The sequence below is a fragment of the Rummeliibacillus sp. TYF-LIM-RU47 genome (assembly GCF_008638315.1).
In the GTDB taxonomy this organism is placed as follows: Bacteria; Bacillota; Bacilli; order Bacillales_A; family Planococcaceae; genus Rummeliibacillus; species Rummeliibacillus stabekisii.
Genome location: NZ_VVIR01000001.1, coordinates 280,306 through 300,012, shown reverse-complemented (window position 1 = coordinate 300,012; position 19,707 = coordinate 280,306). Strand labels below are relative to the sequence as shown.

Here is a 19,707-nt window from a genome sequence, read left to right as displayed (position 1 = left end):
CTTTCAATATCTACAATATATTCACTCACTAATTTATAGAAGTTTATCTAAAATCATTTTATTAGTTCATTAAAATAATATATATAAACCTAAAACCACCTTTATCCAAGATGGTTTGCTAAAGCAATCTAAAATTAAAACTATGTCTCAATACTCCGCCATAGATAAAGGGAGGCATAGCTTAAATAAGGAGACCATGGCTTGCTATACTTTTCCATCTCATCCATTGTCGGCTTCTGTGGGAGGTTGTACCATTTTTTGATAGCGTTCTGGATACCGATATCAGCTTTAGGAAAATGATTAGGACGACCAACGCCGAACAAAAGAAAGTTCTCAGCTGTCCATCTGCCGATTCCTCGGATTTTTATAAGAGTATTCATGATTTCTTCATCAGACTGTTGAGCAAGCGCTTCTAAATCTAAATGCCCCTCTGCAATTGTTTTAGCAAGACCAATAACATATTCTGCTTTCCTCGTACTAAATTGGAGTGCCCTCAGTTCTTCTACAGTCAGTAGCGCCACTTCTTCTGGCGTTGGATAAAACCATACGCCGTCTAGTTGAATGCCGAATGTGTGTACAAACCGTTCCGTCAATGTATGGGCAAAGGCAAGATTTAGTTGCTGATGAATAATACATTTAACCAAGCAGTTAAAATAATCAAAATCAAGCACAATTGCCGTTCCCCGATGCTCTTCAAAAAGATCACGAAGGTCAGTGCCTGCAAAATGTGTAGCAATTTCGTGTAAAGATTCATTCCAACGGAAAATCCTTCTCACGTGGCGAACTGCTTCCTCTCTAAATTCTTCTTTTTCCCCCTGAATACTAAATGCCGGTTCATCCACCGTACCAATCCCTTGAACTAATACCACCATGGGCTCCCCTTGCAACCGAAGTGGCACTTTTATTCTTCGTTCCAAGAGATTAACCTCATGAAGTGGATCTAATGCTAGCCTACTCAATATCAAGTCAAAATTATACGGACCTTGAATGTTTAAAGTTTCCGTCCACATGCCCATTCACCCTTTGTTATTTTTCTTCGATTATAGCATTTATACGAAATATATTGCTTGAATGCTATAGGGATCACATTACTTTACTAAGACAAATGTGATAAGCTTCTAGAATTAAAAAAGCACAGAGAAAGAATTATCTTTCTCTGCACTCTGAGTCCGTCTATTCATTAAAAATCAAAGTTATCTGGGTCTGGACCTACACGATGGTTTTGGTTTAATCCATCGATTACTTCTAATTCTTCTTGTGTTAATTCGAAATCGAACAAGTCTACATTTTCAACAATTCGATGTTCTTTTGTTGATTTTGGAATGGTCATTACACCATTTTGCAAGTCCCAACGCACGATGACTTGGGCAACAGATTTATTATGTTTCGCTGCAATTTCTTTTAATACTTCATTATCTAACAGCTGACCTTGCATTAATGGTGACCATGCTTCAAGCTGAATGTTATTGTCTTGGCAGAATGCTTTCAACTCTTTTTGAGTTAATCGTGGGTGTAGCTCTACTTGGTTGATTACCGGTTTGATTTCTGCATCCTTCATTAAATCTTCTAAATGATGAACTTGGAAATTACTTACGCCGATAGCTTTTACGCGTCCTTCTTTATATAGAGTTTCTAACGCTCTCCATGCATCTTTATATTTCCCTTCCACTGGCCAATGAATCAAGTATAGGTCTAAATAGTCTAAGCCTAGTTTTTTCAAGCTTGTTTCATAAGCAGCAAGAGTTGATTCATACCCTAAATCCTCATTCCACACCTTTGATGTGACAAATAGGTCTTCTCTTGAAATGCCTGCTTCTTTTAGCCCTTCTTGAATCCCGTTGCCCACACCTTCTTCGTTTCCATAAATCGCTGCAGTATCAATACTGCGGTAGCCATGTTTGATAGCTGTTTTTACGGCATTCACTAATTCTGGGCCTTCCTCCACTTTAAAGACGCCTAGTCCTAGCCAAGGCATTTTCACACCATTATTCAAAGTAGTTGTATCCTGTAAATTTTTTGCTGTCATCTGTAAAACCTCCACAATTTGATTATATTTTACTTGCTTGATCTTTTCGTTCCAATGATTTACTAATACCTGTTAATACTGCAGCCACGACAACCATAATGGCACCAATCCATGGTGTATGGATAAGTCCTATTGAGTCTGTCACAAGGCCTCCTACATATGAGCCTAATGCAATCCCAGCATTAAATGCAGCAATATTTATTGCAGAAGCAACATCCACTGCACTAGGAACAAAACGCTCTGCCAGCATAACAACATATACTTGCAATCCCGGCACATTCATAAAGGCTAATAGCCCCATCAAAATAATTGTGATTAATCCAGCTACTTTATATGGTGCTGTAAAATTCAAAACAAATAGGATGATGGCTTGTATAATAAACATATAGAACAGTGCGCGAATTGGGTTTTTATTCGATAGCTTTCCACCAACCATGTTACCAATCGCAATCGCAATACCGTAAACTAACAAAATAACAGCTACTGTTCCTTCTTTAAAACCAGTAATATCCTGAAGCAATGGTGATAAGAAAGTAAATACCACAAATGTTCCGCCATATCCAAGAGCTGTAATGATGAATACAAGCAATAGTCGTCCGTTTGTTACAAGTTTAAGCTGGTCGCTAAAACTTGTTTTAACTCCTTTTCTCAAACCAGAAGGAACCAGGATGCTATTTGCGATAAAAGCAATAACCCCTATAATGACAATGGTAATAAAGGCTGCTCTCCATCCAAGCTGCTGTCCAATAAAGGTTCCAAATGGTACACCCGTTACTGTAGCTACCGTAAGTCCGGTAAACATAATTGAAATCGCGCTAGCTCTTTTATTTTCTGGTACTAAATCGGCTGCAATAGTCGAACCGATTGACATAAATACCCCATGTGAAAATGCAGCGATAACGCGTGCTACTAGCAATAACCCAATCGTTGTAGAGCTAGCTGCAAGTGTATTCCCGATAATAAAGACAACCATAATCCAAAGCAATAATGTCTTCTTTGACATTCCTGATGTCAAAGATGTTAATATAGGAGCACCAAATGTTGCCCCTAAGGTATATAAAGATACCGTTAAGCCTGCTGTCGTAACCGGAATACTTAAATCATTTGCAATAAGGGGCAATAACCCTACACTAATGAATTCAGTTGTTCCAATCGCAAAAGCACTCACTGCTAAAGCAAGCAAAGCTAACGTACTTTGTTTTTTGCCTAAAGCCATAATATCTCCTCCTTCATTTTTTATATAAATAGAAACTTTCTTTTCGGGGAAAATTTACGAAAGAAAGTATAGTATCAATTGGCTGGCAAATGTTATTATGGTATATATCAATCACAAAGAAAAGTACGCACTTTAAAGTTCTATAGAAACATAAAAGTATCATAGGAACCTTTTAGTACCTATAAGGAGGAGAAATAAAAGATGCAAAAGAAGAAATATAATATATCTGTGGAAGCCACATTAGAAGTCATTGGCGGCAAGTGGAAATGTGTGATTCTTTGCCATCTAACTCACGGCAAAAAACGCACAAGCGAATTAAAGCGGCTCATGCCAAACATCACACAAAAGATGCTTACCCAACAGCTTCGTGAACTAGAAGAGGATGGTGTAATCAACCGAATCGTCTACAACCAGGTGCCACCAAAGGTAGAATACGAACTCAGTGAATATGGCCAAAGCTTAGAGGGCATCCTCAATTCACTGTGTTTATGGGGAGAAAGCCATTTAACAAAAGTATACGGAGATAAATTTTCTGTTTTAGAAGATAGTGTGTTGAATGATCAACTGAAGTAAAAGATCCTATTTGTTTTCAAGCTAAATTTGATTAGATATAGTTGCCCAATTGTACTTATTCGGTCTCTAAGACCTCAGTAACAATTGGGTTTTTTCATTATCTATTCGTTAAGAAAAATAAAAAAACTGCCTTACCAAATAGATAAGACAGTTATTTTTTATAAGGAAGCTCTAACCTAATCAGCAGCATTTAGACTGATCTGCTCCTGTACGTTTAATTCATCCTCATTTTCAGTTTCGGTATTGGTAACATTTTCGCTTGTAGCAGTAGTTTGTTTAACACTCTCTGCAAGAGATCCTTGAACATTGGTCATTTGTTCCTTCAATTTTTCTAGTCGATTAAATTTAAACTCACTATGCACACCGCGTTTTGCATCAATCTTCATTTCACTTTCTAGAGAAACCTTTTCACGAGAAAGCGTACGTCCCATTCGTGACAGTGTTTTAGTTTGCTCTAATGAGTCTGCTTTAGAAAAAATAGACTCCTCTGTGGTTTTGGGTGCTGACTCTTTAGACTCTGCAGTTTTATTTTCCAGCTTCCCTTTTTGCTCTTGAGCAATTTGTGCATCAATATCAGAGATTTGCTTTTCTAAGGCTTTCATTTGTTCTTTCAAACTAGATAGATCATTTCCTTTATCAAGTGCTCGTTCAGTTAGCTTGTTTTTCTGCTCTAAAATATTTTCACGTTGTTTCATTAAGCTCTCAATAAGGGAGCTTTTTTTGTTATGGCTACCAAACAATTGACGAGCCTGTACACCAATTGAAATAGAATCTTTTGGTTGCTCCTGTTTTTGCTGTGGCATCTCTTGATTTTTCATCATCGTTACATTTGCGTGCATCAGATTCACTTTATGATCTAACTGTATTTTCACCTCAAAGCCTCCTAATCCAATCCATATCTTATTTATTATATCGGCAAAATATTGAGCAAATACAGTCACTTTACATGAATTGGGAGTTTTAAGCCATGGATCGTTATTTGGTTGCTAAAAATTTTAGTACTTTGAAGGATTTGAGAGGTAAATTTATTCTAATAAATTCTTTAAATTATGTAGAACTACTTTTAATAACTCTGTTTATAGTGGTCATTTAATAGAAAACAATTTTTCACTTCCTATCTTGTCCTCACGCAACTTTAAATCGTAACATTAGTTACCTAAATTTAACATGAAACTTTTCTAAAAGTGTTTATACTAGTATATAAGTAAGCAAATGTTGGGGAGAAGATAAAATGGATATCGAAATATATAAGTCATCAAATCTTAATCCGAATGAAGAACAAATTAATGAAACACCGAGCGAGAATAAAGTTTCAGTGACTATAGAAGAAACTATAGCTCAAAATAGGAAACTATTAGAAGAAAACCGGGAAATCTTACCAAGTTACCAAGACTCCTCATCTTCTTAAAAAAACTAGGAGTGGGCCTTGATTTTAACAGTATAAATTAAATGAACTATTAAGTGCAGACTCTTTATTAACCCGGAGCCTGCACTTTATTTGATTTAAGCTAAATTCTATCAGATTCCGATTGGCTCCTCATGCAGTCTTTCTGACAGATCAGGCGCTGATAATTTTTTTTTTAATAAATTCATTGCCATAGTGCGTATCACTGTCGGTAGCACATGGAATGTATATGGTTTATACACTCGCTCCGTCCATTTATGTCCGTCTTTTCCATACACGCCAACGTTAATAGACGGTATATTCAATCCACGAATTTCGTTAACTGGTACAGGATAAATAGAATCCCATTCAGGGAAATTATTGATTAATGAGCTAAGCTCCTCATCACTTTCATGCAAGGATAGGAAACTGCCATCTGCTAAATACGGGAAGAATTTTTTTAAGGCAAATGTTTCGCCCGTCAATTGTTCCATTTCTACTAACGTTTCTTTTACCGATTTTAGAATCTCTGCGTCCCGTTCATTGGATTGGTTCAAATAGTTGTGAGGCAAATAAGGCGGCGCAAAGAAAATGATGACTCTTGGTTTTTTATACGGATCCCAGTTCTGCAATTCCTCAACGATTTTAAAGCAAAGCTCCCTGGCCTCCATCTCTTTGTTTTCTCGCTGCACTTTTTTGGCCACTTCATAAGCAGGAATGCCTTGTGCCACTAATTCCTTCATAAAGTCAGCTAAGCTCGTCACTTCTAAATGCCACGACAGCTTTTTACCAGGCAATCCAGTTCGTTTCAAGAATTCTTCGTATTGCTTAGATAAATGAGCTTCTACGTCTACACATGCATCTGTAGCAATCGCAATCAACTTATCCATCACTTCTTTTGCAGAAAGCTCAAATAAGAAGTAGTTAAAATATAGATAACTGCTTGTTGCAGTCTGTACTGAATAAAACTTCTTTGTATCTCTTTGTTGTAAACATGTTGGGGGAAGTGTCATTTCCCCTTCAATATTTTCAGCCAGCTCCAGATTATTATGGATTCGGCGTGTCAGTTCTGCTGCTACAAAGTTGGGGTCCACACCTGATAGCGTATCTCCTACATGTGCCTCGCGTCCGTAAATATAAAAGCTCGGAAGAATTTTGCCAGCAGCACCCGTATAAATATAGCGGTGCGGATCATTTTCATAGAGAGGCGTAATGAAATCATCATTAATAGCTGAGATAAATTCCAGCCCATGCTCTTCTTTTAAACGCTTCAACTCTGGAATAGCTGAGATGATTCCTTTATGCTGGGATTCCTCATCAGGATTGAACATAAGAAGAATGTTCCCGTCCAATTCTTCAGCATGTTCAGAAAAATAAAGAACATTGGCTAAATGGACAGCAGCTCCACTTTTCATATCGACAGATCCTCTTCCAAACATCCAATCGCCAGAATTTGCATCCATTTGGACATCTTTATCCAGTTCATATGTTTTGAAAAACTGTTCGATTTGGTCAGGGTTAAAGGCATCCTGTTTCAAATGTCCAAAATCCTCAATGCCCACTGTATCAATATGCGAATGGAAAATAACTGTACTCGTAGAGCTTCCCTTACCTTTTACCAAGGCAAAAATATTTTTACGGTAAGGATCGTTCGGGACTTTTTTCTCCCAAACTTGATTAGGGTTTTGAATAAAGTAAGGAAAACTTTGAAGGATCTCCTTGAGAGAATCAGCGATAGCTCCCTCTCCAGCTGTTCCGTTCACGCTATCTATCCCGACAAGCTGTCTTGTTAAAAATTCAACTTGTTGAGGCAAAGTCATTTTTTGTAATTGTTGATACATACCCATCCCTCCAATGTTTTCTGCATTATGGAAACGCTTTCTATTTTATTTATATTCATAATATATAATATTCAAATAAGTTTGTCATTATTTTTTTCACTAAAAAATCCCTTGATTAACTCAAGGGATTCCCATCAATAAAATCTTCCTATACGATTTGAAATTTGCTCCGCAGCCATTTTTACTTTTTCTACTAGCTGTGGAAGACTCTCCTCTGTTATTCGAAAATCAGGGCCATTAATGCTTACTGCAGCTAAAACCTTATTGCCGTATCCAAAAATGGGCGCTGCAATAGATATAGTGCCTTCCGTACGCTCCGAATTACTCATCGCATACCTATTCCGGCGTACTTCTTCTATCGTTTCCTTTAATTGAATGGTTTCTTCATCTGTCAAACCTAGCTTTTTTATAATATCTGCTCTTTCTTCTTCCTTCAAAAAGGACAAGATGGCCTTGTTGGGTGCCCCGACATTCAATGGACTGCGAATACCCAAAGTTTCAGCGATACGAACCTTTAAGGGACTGTCCACTATTTCAATTGTCATCCCGAAATTCCCATCTTGAATGTTTAAGTAAATACTTTCTTTTACGTCCAGTGCCAGGTCTTCCATGATCGGACGAGCTACATTTCTATAATCAATACTTTCAAGCACTTGTAAACCAACTTCCATCCAAAGAAGGCCTATTTTATAATGCTTTGTGTTAGGATTTTGTATAACAAGACCATGATCAATTAAGGAGTTTAATAAACGATGCATTGTACTGATTGGCAACTCTGTGCGTTTTGATAGCTCAGAAATGGACCATTCATTTCGATGCGGATCTGATCTTAAAATATGAATAATTGACATGGCACGGTCAATCGATTGAATCATGGTATTCTCCTATTCTTAAAAAATAGTTATTGAATCTATTATACTATTCCCCTGAATAGGAAAACAACAATCGACAGACTTTAACGACTATTCCGCCTTTTCTAATGACTGTTCTGGCTGTGAAAGCTGGACTTCCTCCATGTAGTTTTTCTTTTTATAGATACGCGTAAAGTAATCTTTTGTAATCTCTTTCACCTCACCGCCTAAGAATAACAGGGCAATAATGTTCGGCAAAATAACAAGAGCTAAAAGAATATCGAGGAATTGCCAGACAAACTTTAATCCGCCAATTGCACCAACAAATATGGCTCCAACATATACAAAACGCATTACTTTTGAAAAGAATGTACCAAATAAATATTCCGCTTGTTTCTCCCCGTAATAGATGATAACCACCACAGTCGATAACACAAAACAAAAGAGAGCAATGCTCATGATAATGCCAGCTAACTGGTCACCGAAAACTTGTCCCCACGCCATCGTCACCATGCTCGAAGCCTGTTCAGAAGGTACTTTCTCCCATTGCCCTGTACAAAGAACAACAATAGCTGTCATTGTACAAATGATGATGGTATCAACAATTACTTCAAAAACACCCCAGAACCCTTGTTTTGCAGGGTGATCTGTTTTAGCGGTTGCATGTGCAATAGGTGCTGTCCCCATTCCGGCTTCATTTGAGTAGGTTCCCCTTGCAAGTCCCCATCGAATGGCAGCTGCAATACCAGCTCCACCAAATCCACCTGCAGCAGCTATCGGTGTGAAAGCATGTTCAAAAATTAAAGCGAATATTGAAGGTATAGCAGATACATTGGCAAAGACTACGATTAAAGATCCGATTATATAAATGCCCACCATAAAAGGAACAAACTTCTCTGTAATTTTACCGATTCTTGAAATCCCACCAAAAACAATAATGCCAATTAACACCATAACTAATAAGCCCGTAATGATAGGCGAAATATGAAACGCACCAGAAATGGTTGTGGAAAGTGAATTGGATTGCACCATTGTGCTTGCTACAATTTCGAGCATTAAAGCAAAAGCGAAGAATGAGGCTACCGGCTTCCATCCCAAACCTTTCTCAATATAATACATGGGTCCCCCAACCCATTCCCCTTCTTCATTTTTCTCCCGATATTTTACCCCTAGCACGACTTCTGAATATTTGGCAGCCATTCCTATTAATGAGACAACCCACATCCAAAATATTGCCCCTGGTCCCCCGAATGCAATCGCCACAGGCACCCCAATAATATTTGCCGCACCTACAGTTGAAGCTAACGCAGATGTAGCCGCTTGAAATGGTGTTAATGTCCCCTCAGATGCATCAGATTTACTAAGAATTTTCCCGAAGGTTTGACTGATAATATGAGGCATATAACGAAATTGAAAGAAACCTAATTTAAAAGTAAGATACAGCCCCCCACCTAATAGCAAAAGCATCATCGGAAGTCCCCATATAAAATCAGTAATACCCCCAATAAGATTCATAAACTTGTCCAAAATTATTTCCCCCTTTGTGAACGCTTACAAAAATACAAATGTTTCCGTAATACGGAAATACTTTCTATAATAAAATTATATCAAAGGGAAATAACAATTGTATACACATTTCTAAAATTTCTAAAATGGATAGTCCTATCTTCGAAAAAAGCTGTTCCATCTATCAATATAGATGGAACAGCTCTGCTATTTATGCTTCTAATTCAGTTACAGTCCGCTCAACATAACGGGCACTATCTATTTCTGCTAAGCGTTCGCCTTTTATTTCAAACACGCCTTTTTCAATGATGGTGTTCATCACATCATACACCTCTTTGGATGATAGCCCTTCTTTTGGCACGTCAATACTTATTGAATAGTCTGTTCCCTTCGAGGTTTGGAATTGAAGCTGCAATACTTTTGACATTCGTTCTCCTCCTTTTCATATTATTGTTGAATGCTTTCTTGCATTAGGATCCCTGTGCCGATCCATTCGTGCGCGAATAGACTTGCAAGTGCTGTACCTACAGCTGCCAAGTTTTCTACTTGTGCATCTCGCGCTACATTTTGAAATGCTTTTGTTTTTTCGATCATTTGTCCTTGCGTATTCACGCCAGTAGAGAATTTAATGCGAAGTGTACCTTTTTCAAATGTTTTCGTTGCCATGTTGCTCACCTCCCTTTCATTCACTACATAGACTAAACTTCGAAAAAGAGGACAAGTATTTATAAAAAATGAAAAAAAGCACCAACCCAAAGGTTAGTGCTTTTAAAGCCATTATTTAGCTCGATTTAGCTTCAAAATGGATTTATAGTGTGTAAAGGTATCAAAGCTACCTTGTCCATGATAAGATCCCATACCACTCTCACCTACGCCCCCGAATGGCAGGTAAGGTGTAGCTAAATGGGAGATGGTGTCATTGATACAGCCGCCACCAAATGAGATATTTCCTAGAACAGTGTTTTCTACTTCTTCGTCTTCTGTGAATAGGTACAGTGCAAGAGGTTTTGGTCTCTCTACAATTTTGTAGATTACTTCTGTTAAATCATCGTACTCGATAACCGGAAGAATAGGTCCAAAAATTTCATCTTGCATAACTGGATCTTCCCACTTGATGTCGTCTAATACAGTAGGCGCGATAAATAGGCGGTCTTCCTCTGTATCGCCTCCTACTACTTGGATGCCATTGTCTAGGAAAGCGGACAGGCGGTTGAAATGTCGATCATTAATAATGTGTGTGAAGTCTGGATTTTTGGATACATCTTCTCCAAACATCTCCTTAATTTGTCCTTTCATCTTCTCAAGGAATTCATCTTTCACACTCTTGTGAATTAGCAAGTAGTCTGGTGCTACGCAGGTTTGACCAGCATTAGAGAATTTCCCTTTAGTAATGCGCTGAGCTGCTGTATCGAGATCTGCATCCTCATGGACAATACATGGGCTCTTTCCGCCTAATTCCAGTGTGACAGGTGTTAAATGTTTTGCAGCTGCTGACATGATAATCTTCCCAACCCCCGTACTTCCGGTAAAGAAGATGTAATCGAATTTTTCTTTTAATAGAGCTGTACTTGTTTCTGCTTCGCCCTCTACAACCGCAATGTATTCTTCAGGGAAATTTTCTTGCACCATTTTAGCAAGTACTCCTGAAGTAGCAGGCGTAAATTCTGATGGTTTCAGCACAGCACAGTTGCCGGCGCAAATCGCACCGATTAATGGGGCAACAGCTAATTGGAATGGATAGTTCCAAGGCGCAATAATTAAAGCCAAACCATAAGGCTCTGGGTACAGCATACTCGAAGCATTACCAAAAACCTCTGGCGTTTGTGCTTCTTTCGGCTTAGCCCAAGTATGCACATTATCTAAGATATATTTGATTTCGTGTAAAACGAATCCAATTTCAGTACGATACCCCTCTTTTTCTGACTTGTTCAAGTCCTTACGCAAAGCTGCAAGTATTTCATTTTCATACTTCTTCATTGCGTCTACAAGTTTATTTAATGTCTCTACACGAAACTCGACATCCTTTGTTTTTCCTGTACGGAAAAAAGCCCGTTGTCGTTCGACAAGACCTTGATAATTTTCTGACATGATTATTCCCCTCTCAAACAAACTATACTTATTTTGATGCAAAACCAGATTTCCTACTTTTATTAATCCATAATTCTACCTAATCTTAAGGGAAATATAGATATTATCTTTTTTAAGTATAAAATGTATTATATACAATATACCTTCAATACACTAGTATACTGAATCGTGATTCCGCATTCTTTACTCTTCCCGAAAAAAAATATATCATTCAGCTGAACCAAATACCTTTGATTACCCGCTTCGTACTTTTTAAAACAGAACAGTGAATGAGAAATGTGAATAGCACACCAATTTTTGTGGATATTTTATAAATGACATACATATTTAGGCCTTAAATAGTAAAGTTTCGGTGGTAAACTTTCAGAGAGCGGTTGTAAATGGCGCCGCAACGGTGATAAACGAGTTCTCAGCGGTTGTAAATCATCGCACATAGGTTGTAAGTTATTCCACCTTCAGCTTTTGGCCCCGGCATGGAAACTTGTTCTCCAACTTGACTGTAGGCGCGAACATAGGGGCATCTTAGGACCTAAATTGTATAGTTTCGATGGTAAACTTTCAGCGAGCGGTGGTAAATGTACTAACAGCGGTTGTAAATCATCCCAAATAGGTGGTAAGTTATTCCACCCACAACGACAGAAAAAATCCCTTCTCTAAAAGAAAAGGGATTTAAGCTATCTTTCAATTTTAAACTGCAGTATATCCACCATCAACCAGCAAGCTTGCTCCTGAGATAAAGGATGCATCATCACTTGCTAAGAAGAGAACAGCTTTTGCTACTTCTTCCGGTCTGCCCAAACGGCCGATTGGATGGAGGTCAATCAATTCTTGTTTTGCTTCTTCTGGCATGCCAGCAAGCAATGGAGTATCGATATAACCTGGGTTTACATTATTAATTCGAATGCCTTTTGCTGCATATTCAGAGGTTGCCGTTTGTGTAAGCAATTTTACGCCGCCTTTTGAAGCTGCATATGCACTGACTCCTGGCTTCCCTACAAATCCATGGATTGAATCGTTATTGACAATGGCCCCGCCTGTTTCTTGTTTTAGCATTTGAGCAAGGGCATATTTATTGCAAAGGAAAACCCCATTAAGATTGACATCGATTACCTTCTTCCAATCAGCATAGCTCATTTCATGAACAAGCGTTGCTGCACCAATTCCTGCATTGGCAAAAAGGACATCTAAGCTTCCATATTTACTCACAGTCTCTTCGACTAAACGTTGTACTTCTTCCTCTTCCGTTACGTTTGTTTTCATAAACATGGTTTGGTATCCGTCTTGATTTAATTGATCCGAAAGCGCTTGTCCTTTATCAGACATGTCGGAAATCACGACATTCGCTCCTTCTTTCGCAAACTCTACTACCGTAGCTTCCCCGATACCACTTGCTCCACCAGTTACAATGACTGTTTTTCCTTTAAAACGATCTGCCATTTTCGATTCCTCCCTTAGAAATGATTTAACTACTCGTCATTATTATAGCACTTTCCAAAAAAGCTAAACCGTCTGAAGTATTGGATTGGAAATAATTTCATTATTTCTAATGACCGTTTTCATTCCGCAATCTCGGAAAATTCCACTTTTACGGAACGCTTCTAAAATGAAAAATCCGATAATCCGGAAATTTAAATTTAATTTGCAAATTACACCGTAGAATTCTCAGTAATTAAGGGATTTGCTTAAACAGATGTTTTTGGCATGATTCTTGCAATTAAATTAAGCTGAAGGGGATTTTTTGAAAAAGGAGGATGTATTTTTTTGCAAACGCTTTCTTACAAATAATAATAAGGGGGATTTTCATGGATTTAATTGTCATACTGTTGGCGCTTGGTTTATTAATGTTTGTTGCTTACCGTGGATTTTCAGTTATTTTATTCGCGCCTATTTGTGCACTTTTTGCTGTTTTATTAACAGAGCCTAGCTATGTATTACCTTTCTTCTCTGGCGTTTTCATGGAGAAAATGGTCGGTTTTATAAAATCTTATTTTCCTGTCTTCTTACTTGGAGCTATTTTCGGCAAGGTTGTGGAAATGTCTGGCCTTGCAGAATCCATTGCCAAAACGATTGTTAAATTAATCGGTGCCAAAAGAGCAATTCTTACCATCGTTTTATTAGGCGCTATTTTAACATATAGCGGCGTTAGCTTATTTGTTGTTGTTTTTGCTGTTTATCCATTTGCAGCACAGCTGTTTAGAGAAGCAAATATTCCGAAACGCCTCATTCCGGGGACCATCGCATTGGGAGCATTTTCTTTCACGATGGATGCCATTCCTGGTACCCCGCAAATCCAAAACGTAATTCCGATTTCTTTCTTTAAAACTGATATTTATGCTGCGCCTACGTTAGGAATTCTTGGCGGACTATTTGTATTAATTTTTGGATTGCTTTATTTAGAATCCCGCAGGAAAAAAGCAGCCAAAGCTGGAGAAGGCTATTATGGCTTCGAAACAGAAACGGCTGCTACTCTTGAAGCGATGAAGGAAGAGCCTGCTATCAAGTTTACGGCAAATCAATCTGTACTCCGTCAAATCTTTGCCTTTGTACCTCTGATTCTTGTCGGCGTAATGAATAAAATTTTCGTCACTTATATTCCGAAATGGTATCCAAACGGCTTCAACTTTTCGAAAATCGGGCTAGATTCATTTGGTGTAGTCGATACGTCAGCAGTTGCGGCTATCTGGGCTGTAGAGATGGCGCTTGTTGTTGGGATCTTTGCCACCATTCTATATGACTGGAATCGAGTAAAAGTAAACTTTAAAGAAGGATTAAACGCTAGTATCAGCGGATCTTTACTCGCAACTATGAACACTGGTGCAGAATATGGGTTTGGTGGAATTATAGCTGCTCTTCCAGGATTCTCAGCTATTAGCGGAGGAATTTCTCATACCTTCACAAATCCGCTAGTAAACGGTGCGGTAACAACCTCCACACTTGCAGGTATCACTGGCTCAGCATCTGGCGGCATGGGGATTGCTTTAAGTGCCATGGCAGATAAATATAATCAGATGATTGAAGCGGCCAATATTCCGCCTGAAGTGATGCACCGCGTTGTCGCTATGGCATCTGGCGGCATGGATACACTGCCTCACAATGGTGCAGTCATTACTCTCCTTGCCGTTACAGGTTTAACGCATCGCCAAGCTTACAAAGATATATTTGCTGTAACAATCATTAAAACAATTGCCGTTTTCTTTATCATTGCGCTTTATTCTTTAACAGGCATTGTATAAATCTTTTTGGAAGGTTACTAGTTTCTATTATGCTAGTAACCTTTATTTGAAAGGGAGACTTCTAAAATGAGTAAAATCAATGAAAGCTTTGAATCAGCCATTCAGGAGATACAAGATGGTGCAACCATTATTGTAGGAGGCTTCGGCCTATCCGGCATTCCAGAAAAATCAATCCTTGCGCTTCGAGATAAAGGTGTAAAAGACTTAACCATTATCAGTAATAATTGTGGCGTGGATGATTGGGGACTTGGCCTATTATTAGCAAATAAACAAATCAAGAAAATGATTTCCTCTTATGTTGGAGAAAACAAGACCTTTGAACAGCAATTTTTAAGTGGTGAGCTAGAGGTAGAACTTGTTCCTCAGGGCACATTAGCAGAACGTATCCGAGCGGGTGGCGCTGGAATACCTGGCTTCTATACAGCAACTGGTGTTGGCACGAAAATTGCTGAAGGTAAAGAACACAAAGAATTTGACGGAAAGACGTATATCCTTGAAAGAGGCATTACAGCTGATTTCGCTCTTGTAAAGGCATGGAAAGCAGACGCCCTCGGGAATTTGGTATACCGAAAAACAGCACGCAATTTCAATCCACTGGCTGCTATGGCCGGAAAGGTAACGATAGCTGAAGTCGAAGAAATTGTAGAACCAGGTGAACTTCAACCGGATCAAATTCATACACCAAGCATTTTTGTACAAAGGCTCTTACAAGGCGACGGATATGAAAAACGGATTGAACGTAAGACAGTACAAGTGGAGAAAGGAGTTTTTTCATGGACGTAAGACAAAAAATTATTCAACGTGCGGTATTAGAAATAAAAGATGGTATGAATGTGAATTTAGGCATTGGCATACCTACTCTGCTTGCTAATGAAATTCCCCCTTCCATCAACGTGTTGCTTCAATCAGAAAACGGGCTGCTAGGAATCGGTCCTTACCCTACTCCTGCTGAGGTAGATCCAGATTTAATTAATGCAGGAAAGGAAACTGTAACAGCTGTGCCCGGTGCTGCCTTTTTTGATAGCGCAGAATCATTTGCCATGATTCGCGGTGGTCATATTGATTTAGCTATCCTTGGCGGTATGGAGGTTTCTGAAACTGGCGATCTCGCCAACTGGATGATTCCAGGGAAGATGGTAAAAGGAATGGGCGGCGCGATGGATCTTGTGAATGGGGCAAAAAAAGTAGTCGTGGTTATGGAGCACGTCAATAAGCATGGCGAATCAAAAGTAAAACAAATATGTACCCTTCCTTTAACAGGTAAGAATGTTGTGCACTGTTTAATTACGGATCTGGCTGTTTTTGAATTCACTTCAAGTGGAATGGTATTAATAGAACTGGTGGATGGCGCCTCCTTAGAAGAAGTACGAGAAAAAACAGAAGCTTCTTTTACCGTGAGCCCACAACTTCTTATACATCAATAATAACAACTACAGAAAAACGGAGGGAACGAAAATGGGAATGTTATTAGAAGGAAAAACAGCTTTGATTACGGGAGCAGCAAGCGGCATCGGCCTTGAAATTGCGAAAGTTTTTGCCAAGGAAGGTGCAAAAGTAGCGATTTCTGATTTGAAGGAAGAAGCAACAATCGGAGTAGTCAACGAGTTGAAAGAACAAGGGTTTGAGGCGATTGCCGCTCCATGTGATGTAAGTGATGAAGAGGCTTTTGCAAAGAGTATTGAAACAACCTATCAAGCCTTTGGACGGATAGATATCTTAATTAATAATGCTGGTCTGCAGCATGTATCAAATATCGAAGACTTTCCAACAGCGAAATTCAAGCAAATGATCGATGTCATGCTTACAGCGCCGTTTGTGGGAATCAAGCATGTATTTCCTATTATGAAACAACAAGGCTTTGGCAGAGTCATTAATATGGCTTCCATCAACGGACTGATTGGTTTTGCCGGAAAAGCTGCCTACAATAGTGCAAAGCACGGTGTCATCGGATTAACCAAAGTAGCTGCGTTAGAAGGAGCGGAGCAAGGTATTACTGTGAATGCTCTATGTCCCGGCTATGTAGATACACCATTAGTACGTAATCAACTTTCAGACCTAGCGGCAACTCGCGGTGTCGAACTGGATAAAGTGATGGAAGACGTACTCTTCCCATTCATTCCTCAAAAAAGACTGCTCACTGTAGAAGAAATCGCGGATTACGCTGTCTTCTTAGCCAGCGATAAAGCAAAGGGTGTTACCGGGCAAGCAGTGGTTCTTGATGGTGGCTATACTGTTCAATAAGAGAACCTATTACCGCATGAAGGTACTCCCTTTCATGCGGTTTATTACTTAATAGTACTTTATGGAGTTTTTTAAATTTTAAATATTTTAATATTTTTTTGCTATAATAGAGTTATCAGATATTAAAAAGGGAGGCACATGATGAACGGATTTCAAAATATTCCCTTTAACTGGCTTGAAAAGATTATCAATCTAGCAGCAGAGCGAATTGTTTTAGTTAATCGCCAAGGAATCATTCTCTATATTAATACTGCTTATTGCGATTTCATTGGAACCACTGTTGATTGGGCCATTGGCAGGCATATTGAAGATGTGATCGAAAATACTCGTATGCATATCGTGGCAGAGACCGGCCGTGCAGAACTGGCTGCTGTCCAATCGATTAATGGCAGCGAAATGATCGCGAACCGTTTCCCTCTAATTATAGATGGCGAATTGGTTGGAGCCCTAGGCACAGTGATGTTCAGTAATCCAGAGGAATGGCAGAAATATCAGCGAAAGATTCAGTCACTGGTCGATGAGCTCGCCTATTATAAAACTCGGTTTGAAAAAGAATTGAAAAGCAAATACACCTTTGATGATTTAATCGGGAGTAGCACAGATTTCATAGCTGCAAAAAAACTGGCGGAAAGAGTAGCTGGAAGCCAATCGTCTGTTTTGCTGTTAGGTGAATCGGGCACAGGAAAGGAATTATTTGCGCATGCCATTCACTCGGGCAGCCCTCGTGCATCATTTCCTTTCGTCCCCATTAATTGCGCCTCTATTCCCGATCATTTATTGGAATCTGAGCTATTCGGCTATGAGGAAGGCGCCTTTACCGGAGCTAAAAAAGGCGGCAAAAAAGGACAATTTCAAAACGCAAACCTAGGGACAATTTTTCTGGATGAAATCGGTGACATGCCTCTTTCTATGCAAAGCAAGCTACTAAGAGTTCTGCAAGAAAAAGAAGTACAGCCCATCGGCAGCCAGCAATCCATCCCCATCGATGTCCGGGTCATCGCCGCTACACATCGGAATTTAGAAAAAATGGTGCAAGAGGGAAAGTTTCGACAAGATTTATATTACCGATTAAATGTTATTAAGATCGACATTCCCCCTCTACACAAACGGAAAGCTGATATTCCGATTATTAGTCTGCATTTATTAGAAAAGCTAGCGAAGAAATTTTACCGTGAGGAGCTATCTCTTTCACCGGAAGTCATCCAAAGGCTTCAAAGCCATATGTGGCCTGGCAATATTCGTGAACTGGAGAACGTTTTAGAACGTGCCATCAATGTACTCGACGGGAAAACCATTGAGCTGTTTCACCTGCCTTTATATTTACAGGATGTAGCAGAGGATCCAAAGGACACTCAATTTGAAGGTCAGACTACTATTCCTTTAAGCCCCTTAAAAGATACAGTAGCTCAGGCTGAAAAGTCGGCAATTCGACGCGCACTGGCTGTAGCAAAAGGCAACAAACAAGAAGCCGCCAAGTTGCTGCAAATTAGCAAAACCAGCTTCTATGACAAATGCAAACTATATAATTTATAAGGAGCAACCTACTGTGATGATAGTAGGATTGCTCCTTTTTTCTTTAGCCGCCATCATTGTGGGCAAGCCGTAAATCCTTTAAACACATAAAAAACCAGCCTATTAAGACTGGTTATTAATCTAAATAATTGGTTTTTAATTCACCTTTTGCTTCAAAGGAATCCATATCTCAGAATATAAATCCTCACTTGAAGGGTCCTCATCTGAATATACTTCTAATTCTGGGGTACCCGCGTGCTCATATGAATTTGAGGGAAACCACTCTTGAAAAATCTGCTTCCACACTCTTTGCATAGCATCTGGCATGGGTCCGTGGACTTCAAAAACTGCCCATCGAGAAGCGGGAATATCAAGTGTTTCCAAACCTTCAGGTGTTGTACCAGCATATTCTGTAGCTATCCAATAATCAAATAAATCACTTTTGCTTTCCGTTATAGCAGCACATACACCAAGAACTCCCTCTATTTTCCCATTGTTCAAGCTAAATAAAAGATCGTCCGTTCCATCTTTATTCACTTGATCCCACAATTTAGGTATCCCTTTAAGGTTCTCATCATTCACAGTTGAAAACTCTCTTTTTATCCCTACTACCTGAAAACTTTCTCTTTCAACAATTTTATACTTCATCGGCTCTGCCCCTTTCAGACTCACCTGGATGACCAGGCGGTTATAAGAATTAAGCATCCCTTTATGAAACCGCGCTTCTCTTGGTGTTATCCCGTGCTGCCTACGAAATGCTTTGGTAAACGATTCAGGAGTTTCATAACCATATTTAAAGGCAATATCAATAACTTTGTTTTTCGTATTAGAGAGTTCCTGCGCAGCTAAGGTTAACCGTCTTCGTCTTATATACTCCCCAACGGTACTATCAGTTAAAATATTGAATGTTCGTTGAAAGTGAAAAACGGATGCTTGTGCCTCCTTTGCTATATCGTCGATTGTCATTTCCTCTAACAAATGTTCTTCTATAAAGTTTATTGCCCTCTGTAAAGAATCAATCCACTCCATATCGCACCTCCTTGAATTAAGAATACTAATTTCATGGCCATAAAACCTGTCATTATCTGCTTTTATAGGACCGTTTTTTATTTATATCCAGTAGTAGTTTCTTCTCCAAGTAAGAAGGGTTCTCCTTCAAATGAACGGTTTGTCTAATAAAAAAACCAGCCTATTAAAAGACTGGGTTCTCACTTTACATACGTATTAATAATTGAA

At 39.0% G+C, this 19,707-nt stretch carries 19 protein-coding genes; 7 read left to right on the top strand and 12 right to left on the bottom strand.

The window, feature by feature from the left end; genetic code table 11:
• Positions 1 to 140 precede the first annotated feature (140 nt).
• From F0527_RS01510 to F0527_RS01500, 3 genes are all read right to left on the bottom strand, one after another.
• Complete coding sequence (locus F0527_RS01510; protein WP_150283538.1) at positions 141 to 1,010, bottom strand: DNA-3-methyladenine glycosylase family protein; 870 nt, start codon at positions 1,008 to 1,010, stop codon at positions 141 to 143.
• A 170-nt stretch (positions 1,011 to 1,180) separates the two neighbouring features.
• Positions 1,181 to 2,026: an aldo/keto reductase gene (locus tag F0527_RS01505; protein WP_150283537.1), complete on the bottom strand. Its 846-nt coding sequence runs from the start codon at positions 2,024 to 2,026 to the stop codon at positions 1,181 to 1,183.
• Between the two features lie 22 nt (positions 2,027 to 2,048).
• Complete coding sequence (locus F0527_RS01500; protein WP_150283536.1) at positions 2,049 to 3,242, bottom strand: MFS transporter; 1,194 nt, start codon at positions 3,240 to 3,242, stop codon at positions 2,049 to 2,051.
• Positions 3,243 to 3,443: 201 nt separating this feature from the next.
• Here F0527_RS01500 and F0527_RS01495 point away from each other — a divergent pair, with 201 nt between their 5' ends.
• Positions 3,444 to 3,815, top strand: a complete 372-nt coding sequence (locus F0527_RS01495) for a winged helix-turn-helix transcriptional regulator (protein ID WP_147195695.1) — start codon at positions 3,444 to 3,446, stop codon at positions 3,813 to 3,815.
• 176 nt (positions 3,816 to 3,991) lie between these two features.
• Here F0527_RS01495 and F0527_RS01490 read toward each other — a convergent pair whose 3' ends face one another.
• Positions 3,992 to 4,687: a hypothetical protein gene (locus F0527_RS01490; RefSeq protein ID WP_150283535.1), complete on the bottom strand. Its 696-nt coding sequence runs from the start codon at positions 4,685 to 4,687 to the stop codon at positions 3,992 to 3,994.
• A 359-nt stretch (positions 4,688 to 5,046) separates the two neighbouring features.
• Here F0527_RS01490 and F0527_RS16900 point away from each other — a divergent pair, with 359 nt between their 5' ends.
• The gene (locus F0527_RS16900; RefSeq protein WP_190323357.1) at positions 5,047 to 5,223 is read left to right on the top strand and encodes a hypothetical protein; all 177 of its coding nucleotides are present in this window, start codon (positions 5,047 to 5,049) and stop codon (positions 5,221 to 5,223) included.
• A 110-nt stretch (positions 5,224 to 5,333) separates the two neighbouring features.
• Here F0527_RS16900 and F0527_RS01485 read toward each other — a convergent pair whose 3' ends face one another.
• The 7 genes from F0527_RS01485 to F0527_RS01455 form a co-directional block, all read right to left on the bottom strand.
• Positions 5,334 to 7,040, bottom strand: a complete 1,707-nt coding sequence (locus F0527_RS01485) for a M20/M25/M40 family metallo-hydrolase (protein WP_150283534.1) — start codon at positions 7,038 to 7,040, stop codon at positions 5,334 to 5,336.
• 134 nt (positions 7,041 to 7,174) lie between these two features.
• Positions 7,175 to 7,915 (bottom strand): IclR family transcriptional regulator, encoded by a 741-nt coding sequence (locus F0527_RS01480; RefSeq protein WP_150283533.1) that lies wholly within the window; start codon positions 7,913 to 7,915, stop codon positions 7,175 to 7,177.
• Between the two features lie 87 nt (positions 7,916 to 8,002).
• The gene (locus tag F0527_RS01475; RefSeq protein WP_066784067.1) at positions 8,003 to 9,418 is read right to left on the bottom strand and encodes an alanine/glycine:cation symporter family protein; all 1,416 of its coding nucleotides are present in this window, start codon (positions 9,416 to 9,418) and stop codon (positions 8,003 to 8,005) included.
• A gap of 190 nt (positions 9,419 to 9,608) precedes the next feature.
• Positions 9,609 to 9,824, bottom strand: a complete 216-nt coding sequence (locus F0527_RS01470) for a DUF2922 domain-containing protein (protein WP_150283532.1) — start codon at positions 9,822 to 9,824, stop codon at positions 9,609 to 9,611.
• Positions 9,825 to 9,844: 20 nt separating this feature from the next.
• Positions 9,845 to 10,063, bottom strand: coding sequence for a DUF1659 domain-containing protein (locus tag F0527_RS01465; protein ID WP_066784061.1), 219 nt, complete (start codon positions 10,061 to 10,063; stop codon positions 9,845 to 9,847).
• Positions 10,064 to 10,174: 111 nt separating this feature from the next.
• Complete coding sequence (locus F0527_RS01460) at positions 10,175 to 11,485, bottom strand: aldehyde dehydrogenase (protein ID WP_150283531.1); 1,311 nt, start codon at positions 11,483 to 11,485, stop codon at positions 10,175 to 10,177.
• Between the two features lie 687 nt (positions 11,486 to 12,172).
• A complete protein-coding gene (locus tag F0527_RS01455) occupies positions 12,173 to 12,922 on the bottom strand; it encodes an SDR family NAD(P)-dependent oxidoreductase (RefSeq protein ID WP_066784053.1) in 750 nt (249 codons plus the stop codon).
• Positions 12,923 to 13,287: 365 nt separating this feature from the next.
• Between F0527_RS01455 and F0527_RS01450 the strand changes: the two genes are divergently transcribed.
• From F0527_RS01450 to F0527_RS01430, 5 genes are all read left to right on the top strand, one after another.
• On the top strand, positions 13,288 to 14,718 hold the full coding sequence (locus F0527_RS01450) for a GntP family permease (protein WP_150283530.1): 1,431 nt from the start codon (positions 13,288 to 13,290) through the stop codon (positions 14,716 to 14,718).
• Positions 14,719 to 14,784: 66 nt separating this feature from the next.
• Positions 14,785 to 15,501 (top strand): CoA transferase subunit A, encoded by a 717-nt coding sequence (locus tag F0527_RS01445; protein ID WP_150283529.1) that lies wholly within the window; start codon positions 14,785 to 14,787, stop codon positions 15,499 to 15,501.
• A complete protein-coding gene (locus F0527_RS01440; protein ID WP_150283528.1) occupies positions 15,492 to 16,142 on the top strand; it encodes a 3-oxoacid CoA-transferase subunit B in 651 nt (216 codons plus the stop codon). The genes F0527_RS01445 and F0527_RS01440 overlap by 10 nt, the downstream gene beginning before the upstream one ends.
• 31 nt (positions 16,143 to 16,173) lie before the next feature.
• The gene (locus F0527_RS01435; RefSeq protein WP_150283527.1) at positions 16,174 to 16,959 is read left to right on the top strand and encodes a 3-hydroxybutyrate dehydrogenase; all 786 of its coding nucleotides are present in this window, start codon (positions 16,174 to 16,176) and stop codon (positions 16,957 to 16,959) included.
• A gap of 141 nt (positions 16,960 to 17,100) precedes the next feature.
• On the top strand, positions 17,101 to 18,492 hold the full coding sequence (locus F0527_RS01430) for a sigma-54 interaction domain-containing protein (protein ID WP_223823504.1): 1,392 nt from the start codon (positions 17,101 to 17,103) through the stop codon (positions 18,490 to 18,492).
• Positions 18,493 to 18,627: 135 nt separating this feature from the next.
• On the opposite strand, the gene F0527_RS01425 is transcribed toward F0527_RS01430, so the two are convergent.
• Positions 18,628 to 19,500 carry an AraC family transcriptional regulator gene (locus tag F0527_RS01425; RefSeq protein WP_150283525.1) on the bottom strand — a complete coding sequence of 291 codons (873 nt, stop codon included), beginning with the start codon at positions 19,498 to 19,500 and terminating at the stop codon, positions 18,628 to 18,630.
• Positions 19,501 to 19,707: the final 207 nt, after the last annotated feature.